Origin of the sequence: Streptomyces durocortorensis (genome assembly GCF_016901035.1) — a bacterium.
GTDB classification, from domain to species: Bacteria; Actinomycetota; Actinomycetes; order Streptomycetales; family Streptomycetaceae; genus Streptomyces; species Streptomyces durocortorensis.
The window spans coordinates 19,923-35,041 of record NZ_JAFEUF010000026.1; the positions used below are offsets into that span (position 1 = coordinate 19,923).

Genomic DNA, 15,119 nt, shown 5'->3' on the forward strand with positions numbered 1-15,119 from the left:
TACGTGTGTGAACCAGGGCGATGGCCCGGATGCTCCCCGGCATCCGGGCCATCGTGCGTTCCCGGTCCGCCGTCCGCCCGGTCGGGGCGGCTCTCCGCCGCATACCACCGCGCGCGTCCCACCGCCAGAGGCGAAGCCCTCCCGGTGGCTGAGAAGTTTCGGCAGCGAGGTGAGTACCGGGTTCCCGTCCCTGTGCCGTGCCCGGCTTCTAGAATCGCCTCGCGACCGATACCCGAGCCATTTCGGCCACGGCGCGGTCCGCGGGATCAGGGGGGTCCGGGATGAAGCTGATGCTGGTGGGGACACGCGTGGTGGCGGTCGCGGCGGCGGGGGTGCTGCTGGCTGGATGCGGCGGTTCGGGGTCGAAGGACAAGGACAGGCCCGACCCGAAGCCGAGCGGATCGGCGAAGCAGGGCGGCCCGGCGACCGGAGGGGAGAAGACGGGAGCCTCGGGAAAGCCGGACCCGAAGCAGTCCACGCTGCCGGGTGCGCTGCCCAGCGCCTACGACTTCACGCCGGATCCGGCCCGCGTCCCGAAGAACGCGGCCCAGGCGCGGAAGCTGACCCGTAACGCCGCGCTCGGGGAGAGCGACTGGACGGCGGGGATGGTCCGCCACACCCCGTACGAGAGCGGCGGCAGCTGGCCCGTGCTCCCGGACTCCTGCGTCTGGACCCGGTCCGCGCTGCCGTCGGGCATCCTGGACAGCTTCACTCGGCGGCTCGACATCCCGGCGCAGGGCGGCAAGGGCCGGGTGCAGGGGGCGGTGACCGTGACCGTGCACCGGACGGAGGCGGGGGCCGACCGGGAGATCAAGGACACCGTCCAGGAGAGCTTCCGGTGCCCGAACCAGGAGCTGGGCGGCGGGCAGCGTCTCAGCGGTCTGATGTCCCTCCAGTTCGACCAGAAGGACGTGCGCAACGCGGACGCCTCGCTGTTCGAGGCGGGGAAGTACACCGGGCCCGAGTCGGGCGGGGTCCAGGACTACGTCTGGTCCAAGTCCCGCATCGGCCCGGTGACGACCGCCGTGTCGGTCAAGGGCGCCAAGGGCTACACCAACACCGATCTGCTGCGGATCGCCGCCGAGGGCGGTGCCAAGGTGCTCTACCGCGTCGAGCTGGAACTGAAGTGACCGCGGGCCCGAACCCGAAGTGACCGCGCGCCCGGACGAAAGGCACTGACCCCTGATGGAACCGCTCCGTTCCACCGACCCGGCACGGATCGCCGGGTACCGCGTCCTCGGCCGCCTCGGCGCCGGGGGCATGGGCGTGGTGCTGCTGGGCCGGTCGCCCGGCGGCGCGCTGGTGGCGATCAAGCTGATCCGCGCGGAGTACGCCGACGACTCCGGCTTCCGGGCCCGCTTCCGGCGGGAGGTGGCGATCGCCCGGCAGGTCCGCAACCGCTGGGCGGTGCCGGTCGTCGACGCCGACACCGAGGCGCCGGCCCCGTGGCTGGCCACCGAGTTCGTGCCGGGGCCCGCCCTGAGCGAGGCGGTCGGCACCGGAGGGCCGCTGCCGGAGCGCGGGGTGCGGGCGCTGGGCTCGATGCTCGCGGAGGCGCTGGAGGCCGTCCACACGGCGGGCCTGGTTCACCGGGACGTGAAGCCCGGCAACGTGCTGCTGGGTCTGGACGGCCCCCGGCTGATCGACTTCGGGATCGCGCGGGCCCTGGACGACACCGTCCTCACGGCGACCGACGTGATCGTCGGCTCCCCCGGCTTCCTCTCGCCCGAGCAGGCGCAGGGGCGGCGGATCGGCCCGGCGAGCGACGTGTTCTCGCTCGGCTGCGTCCTGGTGTACGCGGCGACCGGCGGGCGGCCGTTCGGCACCGGCCCGGTGGAGGCGATGCTGTTCCGCACCGTGCACGACACGGCGGACCTGAGCGCGCTGCCGCCCGGGCTGCTCCCGGTCGTCGAGGCCTGCCTGGCCAAGGAGCCCGAGGACCGTCCGGCGGCGGCGGACATCCGGCAGGCGTTCGCGGAGGACCTGTCGGGCGGCAGCTGGCTGCCCGGTCCGGTCACCCATCTGATCGCCGAGCGCTCGGCGCGGATGCTCGCGCTGCCCGACATCGACGCGACGAGCCTGGACGCCGGCGCGGACACGGGGACAGGAACCGGTACGGACACAGGCGGCGGGGCCGGAGGCCGGGACACGACGGCAATCCCCGCCGCCCCCGGCCGTCGCCGCTTCCTCGCGTACGTCACCGGGGGCGCGGTGCTCGCCGCGGCGGGCTCCACCACCGCCTGGCTGGTCTCATCCGGCGACGACAAGGACCCGGGCGGCGAGGGCGAGGGCGACGGGAAGACAGCCCGTCCGGAACTGCACATCGGACTCCAGGCCGATCTGAGCGGCCCGTCGGCGGCTGTCGGCAAGGGCCAGGACCGGGCGGCCCGGCTCGCGGTGGCGGAGCACAACGCGCGGGGCGACGCGCCGTTCACGCTGCGGCTGACGACGGTCGACGACGGGGGCGAGGAGGACCGGGCGAAGGCGGCGGTGCGCCGCTTCGCCGAGGACCCGCTCATGGTGGCCGCGATCGGGGCGACCGGCACGGACGCGGCCCGGGAGGCGCTGGTCGCGTACGACGAGGCGGCGCTGCCGCTGCTCAGCGTGGTCGACGGGGACATCCGCCATCTGAACCGGATCTTCCTGTGCGCCCGGCCGCGCAACGACATGCAGATGCTGCCGGTGGCGGAGTTCCTCGGGGCGTACGAGATCGACAAGGTCGCGCTGGTCGACGACGGCACCGAATACGGCCGGCAGACCACCCGCTTCCTCGACGCGGGGCTGCGCGGCAACGGCCGCACGGTGTTCGCGGAGACCGTACGCGAGGGCGCCCGGGACCTGGACGCGGAGGCCGAGCGGATCGTCGCGAAGCAGCCGGGGGCGGTGGTGTACGGAGGCGGGTGGCGGGATGCCGGACGGTTCGCGAAGTCGCTGACGAGGGCCGGGTTCCTGGGGCCGAAGATCGGCACCCAGGCCGTGCACGACCCGCGGTTCCTGGCGGAGGCGGGCGAGGACGCGGCGGGCTGGCTGGTCGTCTCGACGGCCGCCGACCCCGCCTCCGTACCCGCGGTGCACCCGTTCGCGGCCGCCTACCGCAAGCGCTTCGACCACGCGCCGCCGCTGTTCGCGGCCGAGGCGTACGACGCGGTGGGGCTCATCGCCGCCTGCGCCGAGAGGCTGAAGCGGGAGAAGGTGACCCGCCAGGATCTGCTGCCCGCGCTGCGGACGACCTCGTACAAGGGCGTCTCCAAGAGCTACGCCTTCGAGTCCGCCAACGGGATGTACACCGGGACCGGGGTCTTCATCTACCGCGTGGAGCGGGGCCGCTTCCGGTACATCGGGATGGACGGCCGGGAGGTCTGACCGGGGTGCCCGGTCGGACCTCCCGTCGAAGGAGAGTTCAGGAGCCGGTGGTGAAGGACTCGGCCGCCGGGGCGACCTCGGCCGGTCGGACCACCTTCAGCCCGCCGGCTGCACCGGCGTCGGGCTTCATGATGACGCTCTCGCGGGTGGACGGCGCCTTCGGGTCCGAGAAGTCGTGCGTCACCCCGAACTCGGTCCCGTACCCCTTGATCGTGAGGAGCGCCTTGTCGATGCCCTCGCGGGTGAGGTCCTTGTCGTCGCAGGCCTTGGTCAGGGCCTCGCCGAAGAGGGAGGCTGCCGTGTATCCGGCGACGACGCCGTTGTCGAGGACGTCCTTCGGGTACTGGGCGGCGTACTCCTTGGCGAGCTTGGCGGGGCCGTCGCCGGGGTCGCCGATGGGGAGCGTGGAGGAGGCGACGTAGTAGTCCTTGAGCAGGGCCGGGCCCGCCTGGGTCTTCAACAGCTGGGGCGCGAAGGCCGAGTTGTTGCCGACGACCGGAACGTTGAAGCCGGTGGCCGCCGCGACGCCGACGAGCGAGGCCGCCTGGCGCGGTCCGGCGCTGACGATGACGGCCTTGACCCCTGCCTGCTTGAGGGCGGCGACCTGGGCCGTCATGTCGTTGTCGGTCGGCTTGATCTTCTGCTCGACGACCGTGAGCCCGGCCTCCTTCGCCGCGTGCTTCGAGCCGACGAGCGCGTTCTCGCCGTAGTCGCCCTCGAAGTACACGTGACCGATCTTGTCGCCCTTCGCGATGCGCTTCTCGGCGAGGAGGTAGTCGATGAGGTTGATCGTCTCGACGTCGTAGGTGGCGCCGATGACCCGGATGTACGGGGAGCCCAGCAGGTTCGCCGACCAGGCCTGCGGCAGCACGAGGCCCTTGTCCTGGCCGTCGATGCGCTGCTCGACGGCGGCGACGAACGGGGAGCCGATGAACTGGGCGAAGCCCGCCACGTCCGGCACCAGTTCGGTGTACGCGGCGATCGCCTTCTGCGGGTCGTATCCGTGGTCGCGGACCGTCAGTTCGATCTTCCGGTCGCAGATGCCGCCCGCGTCGTTGGTCTGCTTGACCCACAGCTGCTGGGCCTGGGTGACGCTCTTGCCCAGCGAGGCGTAGACGCCGGTCATGTCGGTCAGCACACCGAGGGAGATCGTCGAGGAGGAGACCCCGGGGCCCGTCTTGATCCCGCCCTCGCCCTCCCCGTCCGCCTTCCCCTCGGTCGCCTTGCCGCTGCACCCGACGAGGGTGACGGCGAGGGCCGCGACCACGGCCGTGAGCACTCTCAGTTTCATGACTTCTCCCCTGGATTCTTCGGAGCCGCTGGTTGCTTCGGAACAGCCGGATTCTTCGGCTTCTTCGTGCGGGCGAGGCCCAGGCGGGCGAGGCCGCCGGGCAGGAACAGGACCACCGCGACGACCGCCGCGCCGTACAGATAGCGGGACGCCTCACCGGGTGCCAGACCGCCCGTGCCGGGGGCGGAGACCAGCGGCAGGGAGTCGCTGTAGTGCGTGAACACCTGCGGGAGCAGGGAGACGAAGGCGGCGCCGATCACGGCTCCCGCGACGCTGCCGAGCCCGCCGATGACGATCATGGCGAGGTATTCGAGGGACAGGATCATGCCGAAGTACTCGGGCACGGTCCGCTGGAAGACCAGGGCGAGCAGGACGCCCGCGAGGCCCGCGTACATCGAGGACAGGACGAAGACGCCGGCCCGGTAGCGGGCCACCGGCACACCCATCACCCCGGCCGCGATCCGGTGGTCGCGGATGGCGTTCATGGCGCGTCCGGGACGGCCGCGCAGCACGCCCCGGGCGAACAGCGCGCTCAGCAGGAGCGCGAGCAGACCGGCGTACCAGAGCTTCTCCGAGGAGCCGAACGGCACGGCGGCGACGACGAGTTCGGAGTCGTCGAAGGTGAACCCGAAGACGGACAGCGGCGGTACGGCCCTGCCGTTGTAACCCCCTGTCAGCGAGCCCGCGTTGAACAGGATGTGCTGCCCGATGAAGATCAGCGCGAGGGTCGCGATGCCGAGGTACGCGCCGCGCAGCCGTCCGGCGATGGGGCTGAAGATGCCGCCCGCCGCCCCGGCGAGCAGCACCGCGAGGATCGCGGCGAGCCAGGTGGGCAGCCCGAGGCCGTTCAGCGTGTGGCCGTTCTCGGTGCTGCTCTCCCCTGCCAGGACGCAGTAGCCGTACGCGCCGACGGCGAGGAAGAAGGCGTGGCCCATGGAGAGTTGGCCGGTGGCGCCGGTGAGCATGTTGAGCCCGATGGCACCGATGGCCGCCGCCATCGCGAACAGTCCGGCCTGGAGCCAGAAGCGGTCCAGGTAGAACGGGAGGGCGAGGAGCAGGAGGGAGCCGATGAGGACGGCGTACGTGCGGGGGCTGCGCAGCCGGTCGGTGAGGCTCTCCGGTCCGCCGCCGCGTACGGAAGTGGCGGGGACGGCGGGGGTCTCGGCGGTGGTGTCAGACACGGGCCAGCTCCTTCGTGCCGAAGAGTCCCGCGGGGCGGATCAGCAGGACGGCCACCATCACCAGGTAGGGCGCCAGATCGCCGATGCCCCGGCCGAGGAAGGAGAGATCGCTCTGATAGCCGGTGGCGAGCGACTCGGTGACGCCGACGATGAGTCCGCCGGCCAGCGCCCCGGTGGTGGAGTCGAGTCCGCCGAGGATCGCGGCGGGGAACGCCTTGAGAGCGGCGAGCGAGGTGGCGCGCTCCAGGCCGGGGGTCGGGAACACCGTGAGGAAGAGCGCGGCGACGGCGGCCAGCGCCCCGGCGACCGCCCACGCGGCGAGCGAGACCCGCCCCAGCTTGATGCCCATGAGCGCCGCCGTCTGCGGGTTCTCGGCGGCGGCCCGCATCGACACGCCCCACGAGGTGTAGCGGAAGGCGAGCAGGAACACCGTGATCAGCAGCCCGGCGGCGAGGAACGCGGCGATGCGGGTCTGGGCGAGGGTGACACCGCCGATGGTGACGACCTCGTTGCCCCAGGGGTCTCCGAGGGCGAGCACGTCCGTGCCCATCCGGCGGGTGAGTTCGGTGATCAGGAGGATGTCGACGCCGATGGTGACGATGGCGAGGACGCTGTGGTCGCTGCCCCGGTAGCGGCGCATCACGAAGAACTCGATGGCCGCCCCGACGGACGCGGCCCCGGCGATCCCGACGAGCAGCGCGGGCCAGAACCCGATGTCGTCGTGGAGCACGGCGGTGACGTAGCCGCCGGCCAACAGCAGGGACGCGTGGGCGAAGTTGACGACCTCGGTGGCCTTGAAGATGACGACGAACCCGAGCGCGATGAGTGCGTAGACCGAGCCGATCGACAGGCCGCCGAGGAGGAGTTCGACGAACGTGGTCATTGAGGTGCTCCCAAGTAGGCCTGGACGACGGCCGGGTCGTTCTGGACCTCGGCGGGGGTTCCCCCGGCGATCCGTCGTCCGAAGTCGAGTACGGTCACCGCGTCCGCGAGCCGCATCACCACCCCCATGTCGTGCTCGACCAGCACGATGGAGATGCCGAGGCTGTCGCGCACGTCGGCCACGACGGCGGCGGTGCGGCGGCGTTCGTCGGCGGTCATCCCGGCGATCGGCTCGTCCAGCAGCAGGACCTTGGGCTCCATGCACAGGGCGCGGCCGAGTTCGACGAGCTTCTGCTGCCCGTACGGAAGCGATCCCGCGGGTCGCTCCAACTGCCCCTCCAGTCCGATGAACTCGGCGATCTCCCGGACCCGGTCGCGGTGGCGTCGCTCCTCGCGGACGGCGGAGGGCAGCCGCAGGCCGGTGGCGACGAACCCGGAGCGGGTCAGCCGGTGGCGGCCGAGAAGGAGGCTGTCGGCGACGGTCGCGTGCGGGGGCAGCGCCAGGTTCTGGAAGGTGCGGGCGACCCCGAGGTCCGCGATGGCGTGCGGCGGGAGTCCGGTGAGCTCGGTGTCGCCGAGGCGGACGTGTCCGGAGGTGGCGCGGTAGACGCCGGACAGGACGTTGAAGCAGGTGGACTTGCCCGCGCCGTTGGGTCCGATGACGGCGTGCACGCTGCCGGGTTCGACGGTGAAGGAGACGGCGTCCAGGGCGGTGAGCCCGGCGAAGCGGACGGTGACGTCCTGCACGGCGAGAGCGGCCGCGGTGGTGTCCTGGCGGGCCGGTGCGGTGGTCGTCATGCGGACCACCTGCTCAGGGTGCGCCGGGTCCGCGCGGCCGGGTCGGCGTCCGCCGCCGCGTCCTCGTCGACGACGCCGAGGTAGCGGCGGCGGACCTCGTCGGAGGCGGCGAGTTCGTCGGCGGGCCCGGCCAGGGCGACCTCGCCGACGTCGAGGACGTACGCCGTGGAGGCGAGGCGCAGGGCGATCGCCGCGTTCTGCTCGACGAGCATGACGGAGGTGCCGCTCGCGTTGATCTCCTGCACGGTCTCGGCGATCCTGGCCGCCATCAGCGGGGCGAGGCCGAGCGAGGGCTCGTCCAGCAGGAGCAGCCGGGGCCCGGCCATCAGGGCGCGGCCCATGGCCAGCATCTGCTGTTCGCCGCCGGACAGCAGCCCGGCCCGCTGGTGCGCGCGGTCGGCGAGCACCGGGAACAGCTCGTGCACCCGGGCGAGGGCCGCGCTCGTCTCCTTGCGCCCGCCGCGTGCCCCGAGGGCGCCCGCCCGCAGGTTGTCGGCCACCGTCATCCGGGCGAAGACCTGCCGGCCCTCCGGTACCTGGACGACTCCCGCGGCCACCACCTGGGCGGGCCGCAGCCCCTCCAGGGGGCGGCCGTCGAACCGGATGGTCCCGGTGCCCGTCCCGCGGTGGAAGCCGAGGGTCCGCGACACGGCCCGCAGCAGCGTGGTCTTGCCCGCGCCGTTGCCGCCGAGTACGGCGGTGATCCCGCCGTCCGGTACGTCGACGGAGATGTCGCGCAGGGCCCGGACCGGCCCGTAGCCGACGGACAGCGCGCGGATCTCTAGCGTTGCCATGCGTCCTCCTCCTTCCGCCATGTCGTGTGTCGTGCTTCCGCCATGTCGTGTGTCGTGTGTGGTGCTCATCGGTGGGGGTGGTGCCACAGACCAGCACCGGGCGGGACGTGCGTCCACGGGGCGGGGCCGACTCGATGCGGGCGACCAGCGAACGAGGGGCCTCGTTGTGCACGCGCACAGACGCGGTGACGGGCGGGCGCCCGCCCGCGGGGCCGGTGGCATCCTCATCGGTCATCAGGAGCGCCCGGACCCGGGGACGGAGCGGCGGATGCGGCGGATGCGGCGTGGAACGCGGTACGGGGCGCTGCTCGGCCCGCTGCTGGCGGGCGACGCCGCGCCGGACCTGGTGGCGCGTGCGGCGCGCGGCCTCGGGCTGCCGGAGCGGGGGCGTTACGCGGTGGTGGTGCTGGGCGCGCCGGTGCCGCCGGCGGCGGTGGTCCAAGGTCCGGACACAGACGGGACGCGCTGGTGGTGGGGCGCGGCGGCAAGTTTTCCGGGCACGGAGGCGGGCCGGGAGGGCTGGGAGGTGCAGCGGGCTCAGGAGGGCTGGGAGGATCGGAGGGCTCACGGGCCTCGGGAGGGCCGAGGGGCTCGGGAGGCTCAGGCGGGCCGGGAGGCTCAGGAGGCTCAGGCGGGCCGGGAGGCTCGGGAAGTCGCGGTGGTGCTGCTGGGCCCGGCGGGCCCGGCGCGGGCGGTGGTGCGCCTCAGGGAGCTGGGCGCCGGGCCGGGGGGCGTGAGCCCGGTGGTGGGCTCGCCGGCGGAGTTGGGCGCGGCGCGCCGACTGGCGGGTACGGCGCTGCTGACGTGCGAGCCGGGCAGCCGGGAGATCGTCCGGCTGGACGAGCGGCTTCCGGCGGCCCTGCTGGTGAGCCGCCCGGAGCTGTCCACCCGGCTCCTTGCGGAGGTGTTCGGCCCGCTGCTGACGCTGGTACCGGCGGAGCGGTCCCTGCTGGTCGGGACGCTGGAGGCGTGGATGGAGTGCGGGGGTTCGGTGGGGCGGGCCGCGGCCCGGCTGGGCTGTCACCGCAACACGGTGTTCAACCGGCTGCGGCGCCTGGAACGCCTGACCGCACGCTCGCTGTCCCGGCCGCGCGAGCTGGTCGACCTGGTGCTCGCGCTGGACGTGCTGCGGCTGTCATCGGCCCCACCGCGACGGCTGTCGTCAGCCCCACCGTGAGGGGAGGCCGCCACGGGGCGGAGCCGACGACAGCCGGTCGTACGGTCGTCAGCCCGCCAGGAAGTCCCGGGCGATCGACTCCGCCGCCCGCTCCAGCAGCGGCCCGGCCTGGGCCATCGACACCGCCGGGTCCGGTTCCAGGTCGGCCAGGGCGTAGGCGCGGCGGATGCCCGCCTTCTCCAGGGCCTCCGGGGGCAGGGCGAGGCGGCCGCAGACCGCGACGACCTCGATCCCGGCCGCGCGGGCGGCGGAGGCGACCCCGGCCGGGGCCTTGCCGTGCAGGGTCTGCTCGTCGAGCGAGCCCTCGCCGGTGATCACGAGCGTGGCGCGGGCGAGCGCGGGGGCGAAGCCGAGGACGTCGAGCATGACCTCGATGCCGGGGCGGAAGCGGGCGCCGAGGGCGACGAGCGCCCCGTAGCCGATGCCTCCGGCCGCGCCCGCGCCGGGCAGGGCCGCCGTGTCGGGGCCCAGGATCGAGGCGTAGTGGGTGAGGGCCGCGTCGAGGACCGCGATGTCCTCCTCGCTCGCGCCCTTCTGCCGGCCGTACACCTCGGGCGCGCCCTTGGGCCCGGTCAGCGGGTTGTCGACGTCGCTGGCCAGGATCAGGTCGACGTCCGCCAGACGCGGGTCGAGCCCGGAGAGGTCGGCCTCGGCCAGCTCCGCGAGGGGGCCGCCGCCGGGGGCGACGGGCTTGCCGTCCGCGTCCAGGAAGCGGGCGCCGAGGGCGGCGAGCATGCCCGCGCCGCCGTCGGTGGTGGCGCTGCCGCCGACCCCGAACACGATCGTCGTCGCCCCCGCCTCCAGGGCCGCCTTCAGCAGCTCGCCCGAGCCGTACGTGGTGGCCGTGAGCGGGGCGAACACCCCGTCGGGCAGGTGCTGGAGGCCCGAGGCCTCGGCCATCTCCACCACGGCGGTGTCCCCGCGCAGCGCGTACGCCGCCGTCACCGGATCCCCGAGGGGCCCGGTCACCCGCGCCTCGCGGCGCTCGAATCCGGCGGCCACCGCCCCCGCGACCGTACCGTCGCCGCCGTCCGCGACCGGCAGGGTTTCCACCGCCAGGCCGGGTACGACACGCCGCAGCCCGGCCGTCACCCGCTCCGCGACCTCTACGGCCGTGAGCGAGCCCTTGAACTTGTCCGCCGCCACGAGCACGCGGGCGGTCTCCACATCTGCTCCGTCCGTCACCTTGCATCCCTTGCTTTCGAACAGGCAGTCGCGCCGCCCCGACCCTATCCGCACGACCCCTGATCTGCCCATGGCCGTCCGGAACCGCCCCGCTGCCCCGCTCCCCCCACTACGCTGTCGGCCGTGACGACTCCCGACGCCGACTACGCCGCGTACATCGCCGGCCTCCCCCGGGTCCTCGCCGGTGCCGCCTCGCTCTTTCGCGACGCGACCGGCCGGGTCCTGCTCGTCGAGCCGAACTACCGCAAGGGCTGGGCACTGCCCGGCGGGACGATCGAGTCGGAGACGGGCGAGGGCCCCCGGCAGGGCGCCCGCCGCGAGACGGCGGAGGAGATCGGCCTCGACGTGGCCCCGGGTCGGCTGCTCGCCGTGGACTGGGTGCGGGGCGCGGGCCGGCCGCCGATCGTGGCGTACTTGTACGACGGCGGGATCCTCACCGCCGACCGGCTGGCCGCGATCCGGCTCCAGGAGGAGGAGCTGCTGTCCTGGCGACTGGTGGCCCCCGCCGAGCTGGACGACTACCTGCTGGGCACGCTCGGCGGCCGGGTGCGGGCGGCGCTGGAGGCCCTGGCGACGGGCGGCGGCCCTGTGGAGCTGGAGGACGGCGAGCCGGTCGCGTAGGAGAACCTCCCGGCAGCGGGCCGTACGGTCCGGCGGCGGGTGATCGAATCGTTGCCGTCCGACGTACAACCGCGCACCGCCCTCCCCGGTCTCCTGATCAGCCGTGAGGACACACCTCGGGCCGGCGCACCCGCGTGCCCGCCCCCGGCGGCAGGGAAGAGGGACGGATCGCACGTGAGGAAGACGATCGGGCGAGCGGTCGTGGCCGGTGGGGCCGCTGCCGTGTTCACCGGGGTGGCGGCGGTGCCGGCCGGGGCAGCGGAGGGCGGGGTCGCCTTCAGCCGGGTCACGATGAACGGCGGGAAGCCGATCGTGGTCGGGGTCGAGGAGGAGGTCAAGGTGTACGGAACCCTCCGGATGACCACCAAGCTGAAGTACGACTACGGGCCGACGGCGTTCCCCTACCGCGGCAAGCCCGGCTGGGGGGACGAGCTGTGGAACGCCATCGAAGGCAGTGACTGCAAGGTGGTGAACAAGGCGAAGGGCATCTGCGACTTCGAGCAGTGGCTGTACATCGACCCCCGGCACCTCGACTTCGGGAACGAGGACGCCGGAGCGTGGAAGACCGCCGCTCGGATCCGCCTCGCGGGCGACGCCTGGGACATCGACGACGAGAACCTTCCGCTGTGGGTCCAGCGGGCCACCCGGGTCACGGTCAACGCCTCGCCCGAGCCTGTCGCGAAGGGGAAGACGATCACCGTGACCGGCAAGGTCACCCGGGCGAACTGGGACACCCACACCTACCAGGGGTACGCCGGCCGCTCGGTGAGCCTGCAGTTCAAGGCGGCCGGGTCCTCCTCGTACAAGACGGTCAAGAAGGCGACGTCGGGGAAGTCGGGGGTCCTCAGGACCACGGTGAAGGCGACCGGGCCGGGCACCTGGCGGTGGACGTACCACGGCAACACCACCTCCGGCGCGAGGTCGTCGAACGGGGACTACGTCGCCGTACGGTAGGCGCCGCACGAAGCCGTGACCGTGACCGTCCCCGTACCGGCTCCGGTGCGGGGACGGTCACGGCCGGCAGCGGAGCGAACGGCGGTCAGCCCTGCTGGGCCTCGGGTTTGGGCTCCACGTCGCGCGCCGTCCCCTCGCGCTCGGCGACCAGAGCCTCGGTGCGGTGGCCGCGCGCGATGTAGTCGCGGACCACGAGTTCGACGGCGTCCTGGGGGTTTCCGACCCCCGCGAGCACCATGACTTCGACGACGAGTTCGGCATCCAGACTGACGGTCACCTTGGCCATGCGCGGACCCTACCCCGGCGCGTTCCGTCCAAGGGCCGGGTTCCCCGAAGAGCCGGTGGCCGCGGCGCTGGAACGCTGGCTGGACGACGGCCGACGCCCCCCGTCGAGCCGCACCCTGAAGCTGTCAGCGGAAGCCACTCCCGCCGAACGGCTCACCCGCTGCCCGCCGGCCGGGTAGCCGCCCATGGTGCCGGTCCCCACTCTGCGACGGCTCACTGTGGAGATTCACGCCATGGGATGTCCGGCCGTGTGTCTCTAGCGTTTCCGGCCATGACGAGCCAATTTCACGCAGCCTCCGCTTCCCCGGCGCCGGACGCCGGGGCCGTGGACCTCAGGGGGCGTACCGCCCTTGTCACCGGCGGCGGCAGCGGCATCGGGCGGGCCGCCTCCGCGCCGCTCGCCGCCGCCGGGGCCCTGGTCCACGTGGTCGACCGGGAGGCGGAGAGCGCCAAGTCCGTCGCCGCCGCGATCCGCGGGGTGGCCCACGTCGTGGACCTGGCCGACGCGGAGGCGGTCGGGTCGCTGCCGGCCGGGGTGGACGTGCTGGTCAACAACGCCGGGCTCCAGCACGTGTCCCCCATCGAGGAGTTCCCGCCGGCCCGGTTCGCGCTGATCCAGCAGGTGATGGTGACCGCCCCGTTCCTGCTGATGCGGCAGTGTCTTCCGCACATGTACGCCGGTGGGTGGGGCCGGATCGTCAACGTCTCCAGCATGCACGGGCTGCGGGCCAGCGCCTTCAAGTCCGCCTACGTCGCCGCCAAGCACGGCCTGGAGGGGCTGAGCAAGGTGGCCGCCCTGGAGGGCGCCGCGCACGGGGTGACCAGCAACTGCGTCAACCCCGGTTACGTCCGCACGCCTCTGGTGGAGGGCCAGATCGCGGGCCAGGCCGCCGCGCACGGGATCCCCCCGGAGGAGGTCGTCTCCGACATCCTCCTGGACCGCTCCGCGATCAAGCGGCTGATCGAACCCGACGAGGTCGCCGCGATCTGTCTCTGGCTCTGCGGCCCCCACACCGGATACATCACCGGCGCCTCGCTCCCCGTCGACGGGGGCTGGGGCGCCCGCTGAACCCCACTCCGTCTCCGGCCCCCCACCGGAGCCGGGCGCACGACCCGCACCCCCCTCACCACGCGCACGACCCGCACCCCCGTCCCTGACAGCCCTGCCAATGAAACGCGGTGACTCACCATGGGTTCCCTCAGTTCCGCTCCGCCCGGCAACAGCCGCATCGGCCGCATCGTCGCGGCCAGCCTCGTCGGCACCACCATCGAGTGGTACGACTTCTTCCTCTACGGCTCGGCCGCCGCGCTCGTGTTCAACTCGCTGTTCTTCCCCAGCAGCGATCCCCTGGTCGGCACCCTGCTCGCCTTCCTGACGTACGCGGTCGGCTTCGCCGCCCGTCCCCTCGGCGGCGTCGTCTTCGGCCACTACGGCGACAAGATCGGCCGCAAGAAGCTGCTCGTGCTCAGCCTGCTCATGATGGGCGGCGCCACCTTCGCCATGGGCCTGCTGCCCACCCACGCGAGCATCGGGGTGTGGGCGCCGATCCTGCTGACCGTCCTGCGCCTGGTGCAGGGCTTCGCGCTCGGCGGCGAGTGGGGCGGTGCGGTGCTGCTCGTCTCCGAGCACGGCGGCGACGAACGGCGCGGCTTCTGGGCCTCCTGGCCGCAGTCCGGTGCGCCCGGCGGCAATCTGCTGGCGACCGGCGTCCTGGCGCTGCTCGCGGCCGTCCAGTCCGAGGAGGCGTTCCTCGCCTGGGGCTGGCGCATACCGTTCCTGTTGTCCGGCGTCCTCGTCATGATCGGCCTGTGGATCCGGATCTCGGTCGAGGAGTCCCCGGTCTTCCTGGAGGCGCAGCGCAAGTCGGCCGAGGCCGCCGCACAGGGGGAGAAGGAACAGCCCCCGGTCGTCGAGGTGTTCCGCAAGAACTGGCGCGAGGTGCTCCTCGCGATCGGCACGCGCTTCGGCGAGAACATCTCGTACTACATCCTCACCGCCTTCCTGCTCGTCTACGTGACCGTGCACCTGGAGATGTCCAGGAGCGATGCCCTGAACGCGGTCCTGATCGGCTCCGCGGTGCACTTCGTCACCATCCCGCTGTGGGGCGCGCTCTCGGACCGGCTGGGCCGCCGCCCGGTCACCCTGATCGGCGCGGTGGGCATGGCGGCCTGGGCGTTCGCCTTCTTCGCGCTCCTGGACACCAGGTCGTTCCCCGTCATCGTCCTCGCGGTCACCCTCGGCCTGCTCCTGCACGGCGCGATGTACGGCCCGCAGGCGGCGTTCATCTCGGAGATGTTCGACACGAAGGTCCGCTACTCCGGCGCCTCGATGGGCTCCCAGCTCGCCTCGATCATCGGCGGCGCCCTCGCCCCGCTGATCGCGGTCGAACTGCTCAAGGACTACGAGTCGTCCGTCCCCGTCTCCCTCTACCTCTGCTTCGCCTCCCTGGTCACCGCGGTGACGGTCTGGGTGGCCAAGGAGACCCGGGGACGCGACCTCACCAAGGACGGGCCGGACCGCTCCGTCCCGGCCCAGCCGACCGCGACCGTCAAGGACTCGGTCCCCCTCGGCCGCTGATTCCCCGCCC

Annotated in this window: 15 protein-coding genes; 8 read left to right on the forward strand and 7 right to left on the reverse strand. The window is 73.0% G+C overall.

The features are described 5' to 3' along the window. Positions 1 to 281 precede the first annotated feature (281 nt). Positions 282 to 1,130 (forward strand): hypothetical protein, encoded by an 849-nt coding sequence (locus JS521_RS08210; protein WP_205082064.1) that lies wholly within the window; start codon positions 282 to 284, stop codon positions 1,128 to 1,130. 55 nt (positions 1,131 to 1,185) lie between these two features. Beyond that, positions 1,186 to 3,363 carry a bifunctional serine/threonine-protein kinase/ABC transporter substrate-binding protein gene (locus JS521_RS08215; RefSeq protein ID WP_205082065.1) on the forward strand — a complete coding sequence of 726 codons (2,178 nt, stop codon included), beginning with the start codon at positions 1,186 to 1,188 and terminating at the stop codon, positions 3,361 to 3,363. A 37-nt stretch (positions 3,364 to 3,400) separates the two neighbouring features. Here JS521_RS08215 and JS521_RS08220 read toward each other — a convergent pair whose 3' ends face one another. From JS521_RS08220 to JS521_RS08240, 5 genes are read right to left on the reverse strand one after another with little or no spacing between them, the layout of a single operon-like run. Continuing rightward, positions 3,401 to 4,654 (reverse strand): ABC transporter substrate-binding protein, encoded by a 1,254-nt coding sequence (locus JS521_RS08220; RefSeq protein ID WP_205082066.1) that lies wholly within the window; start codon positions 4,652 to 4,654, stop codon positions 3,401 to 3,403. Continuing rightward, positions 4,651 to 5,835, reverse strand: a complete 1,185-nt coding sequence (locus JS521_RS08225) for a branched-chain amino acid ABC transporter permease (protein WP_205082067.1) — start codon at positions 5,833 to 5,835, stop codon at positions 4,651 to 4,653. Before JS521_RS08225 ends, JS521_RS08220 begins: the two co-directional genes overlap by 4 nt. Beyond that, positions 5,828 to 6,718 carry a branched-chain amino acid ABC transporter permease gene (locus JS521_RS08230; RefSeq protein ID WP_205082068.1) on the reverse strand — a complete coding sequence of 297 codons (891 nt, stop codon included), beginning with the start codon at positions 6,716 to 6,718 and terminating at the stop codon, positions 5,828 to 5,830. Before JS521_RS08230 ends, JS521_RS08225 begins: the two co-directional genes overlap by 8 nt. After that, positions 6,715 to 7,515 (reverse strand): ABC transporter ATP-binding protein, encoded by an 801-nt coding sequence (locus JS521_RS08235; protein ID WP_205082069.1) that lies wholly within the window; start codon positions 7,513 to 7,515, stop codon positions 6,715 to 6,717. The genes JS521_RS08230 and JS521_RS08235 overlap by 4 nt, the downstream gene beginning before the upstream one ends. Next, a complete protein-coding gene (locus JS521_RS08240) occupies positions 7,512 to 8,309 on the reverse strand; it encodes an ABC transporter ATP-binding protein (RefSeq protein ID WP_205082070.1) in 798 nt (265 codons plus the stop codon). The genes JS521_RS08235 and JS521_RS08240 overlap by 4 nt, the downstream gene beginning before the upstream one ends. Positions 8,310 to 8,586: 277 nt before the next feature. Between JS521_RS08240 and JS521_RS08245 the strand changes: the two genes are divergently transcribed. Continuing rightward, complete coding sequence (locus JS521_RS08245; RefSeq protein ID WP_239486948.1) at positions 8,587 to 9,486, forward strand: PucR family transcriptional regulator; 900 nt, start codon at positions 8,587 to 8,589, stop codon at positions 9,484 to 9,486. A gap of 48 nt (positions 9,487 to 9,534) precedes the next feature. Here JS521_RS08245 and JS521_RS08250 read toward each other — a convergent pair whose 3' ends face one another. Next, complete coding sequence (locus tag JS521_RS08250; protein ID WP_205082089.1) at positions 9,535 to 10,653, reverse strand: glycerate kinase; 1,119 nt, start codon at positions 10,651 to 10,653, stop codon at positions 9,535 to 9,537. Positions 10,654 to 10,794: 141 nt separating this feature from the next. On the opposite strand from JS521_RS08250, the gene JS521_RS08255 reads away from it, so the two are divergent. Next, on the forward strand, positions 10,795 to 11,292 hold the full coding sequence (locus JS521_RS08255; RefSeq protein WP_205082072.1) for an NUDIX domain-containing protein: 498 nt from the start codon (positions 10,795 to 10,797) through the stop codon (positions 11,290 to 11,292). 174 nt (positions 11,293 to 11,466) lie between these two features. Beyond that, complete coding sequence (locus JS521_RS08260) at positions 11,467 to 12,246, forward strand: hypothetical protein (RefSeq protein WP_205082073.1); 780 nt, start codon at positions 11,467 to 11,469, stop codon at positions 12,244 to 12,246. 85 nt (positions 12,247 to 12,331) lie between these two features. On the opposite strand, the gene JS521_RS08265 is transcribed toward JS521_RS08260, so the two are convergent. After that, positions 12,332 to 12,532 carry a type II toxin-antitoxin system VapB family antitoxin gene (locus JS521_RS08265; RefSeq protein WP_205082074.1) on the reverse strand — a complete coding sequence of 67 codons (201 nt, stop codon included), beginning with the start codon at positions 12,530 to 12,532 and terminating at the stop codon, positions 12,332 to 12,334. Here JS521_RS08265 and JS521_RS08270 point away from each other — a divergent pair. From JS521_RS08270 to JS521_RS08280, 3 genes are all read left to right on the forward strand, one after another. Beyond that, positions 12,531 to 12,710 carry a hypothetical protein gene (locus JS521_RS08270; protein ID WP_205082092.1) on the forward strand — a complete coding sequence of 60 codons (180 nt, stop codon included), beginning with the start codon at positions 12,531 to 12,533 and terminating at the stop codon, positions 12,708 to 12,710. The two genes, JS521_RS08265 and JS521_RS08270, sit on opposite strands and share 2 nt — an antisense overlap. 92 nt (positions 12,711 to 12,802) lie before the next feature. Further along, on the forward strand, positions 12,803 to 13,600 hold the full coding sequence (locus tag JS521_RS08275) for a 3-hydroxybutyrate dehydrogenase (protein WP_205082075.1): 798 nt from the start codon (positions 12,803 to 12,805) through the stop codon (positions 13,598 to 13,600). Positions 13,601 to 13,720: 120 nt separating this feature from the next. Beyond that, positions 13,721 to 15,109: an MFS transporter gene (locus JS521_RS08280; RefSeq protein ID WP_205082076.1), complete on the forward strand. Its 1,389-nt coding sequence runs from the start codon at positions 13,721 to 13,723 to the stop codon at positions 15,107 to 15,109. The last annotated feature ends 10 nt before the right edge of the window (positions 15,110 to 15,119 follow it).

Coding starts and splice junctions, on each gene's coding strand:
- JS521_RS08280 (WP_205082076.1), top strand. CDS start 13,721: ATGGGTTCCCTCAGTTCCGCTCCGCCCGGCAACAGCCGCATCGGCCGC.
- JS521_RS08240 (WP_205082070.1), bottom strand. CDS start 8,309: ATGGCAACGCTAGAGATCCGCGCGCTGTCCGTCGGCTACGGGCCGGTC.
- JS521_RS08215 (WP_205082065.1), top strand. CDS start 1,186: ATGGAACCGCTCCGTTCCACCGACCCGGCACGGATCGCCGGGTACCGC.
- JS521_RS08275 (WP_205082075.1), top strand. CDS start 12,803: ATGACGAGCCAATTTCACGCAGCCTCCGCTTCCCCGGCGCCGGACGCC.
- JS521_RS08210 (WP_205082064.1), top strand. CDS start 282: ATGAAGCTGATGCTGGTGGGGACACGCGTGGTGGCGGTCGCGGCGGCG.
- JS521_RS08220 (WP_205082066.1), bottom strand. CDS start 4,654: ATGAAACTGAGAGTGCTCACGGCCGTGGTCGCGGCCCTCGCCGTCACC.
- JS521_RS08230 (WP_205082068.1), bottom strand. CDS start 6,718: ATGACCACGTTCGTCGAACTCCTCCTCGGCGGCCTGTCGATCGGCTCG.
- JS521_RS08265 (WP_205082074.1), bottom strand. CDS start 12,532: ATGGCCAAGGTGACCGTCAGTCTGGATGCCGAACTCGTCGTCGAAGTC.
- JS521_RS08270 (WP_205082092.1), top strand. CDS start 12,531: ATGCGCGGACCCTACCCCGGCGCGTTCCGTCCAAGGGCCGGGTTCCCC.
- JS521_RS08235 (WP_205082069.1), bottom strand. CDS start 7,515: ATGACGACCACCGCACCGGCCCGCCAGGACACCACCGCGGCCGCTCTC.
- JS521_RS08245 (WP_239486948.1), top strand. CDS start 8,587: ATGCGGCGTGGAACGCGGTACGGGGCGCTGCTCGGCCCGCTGCTGGCG.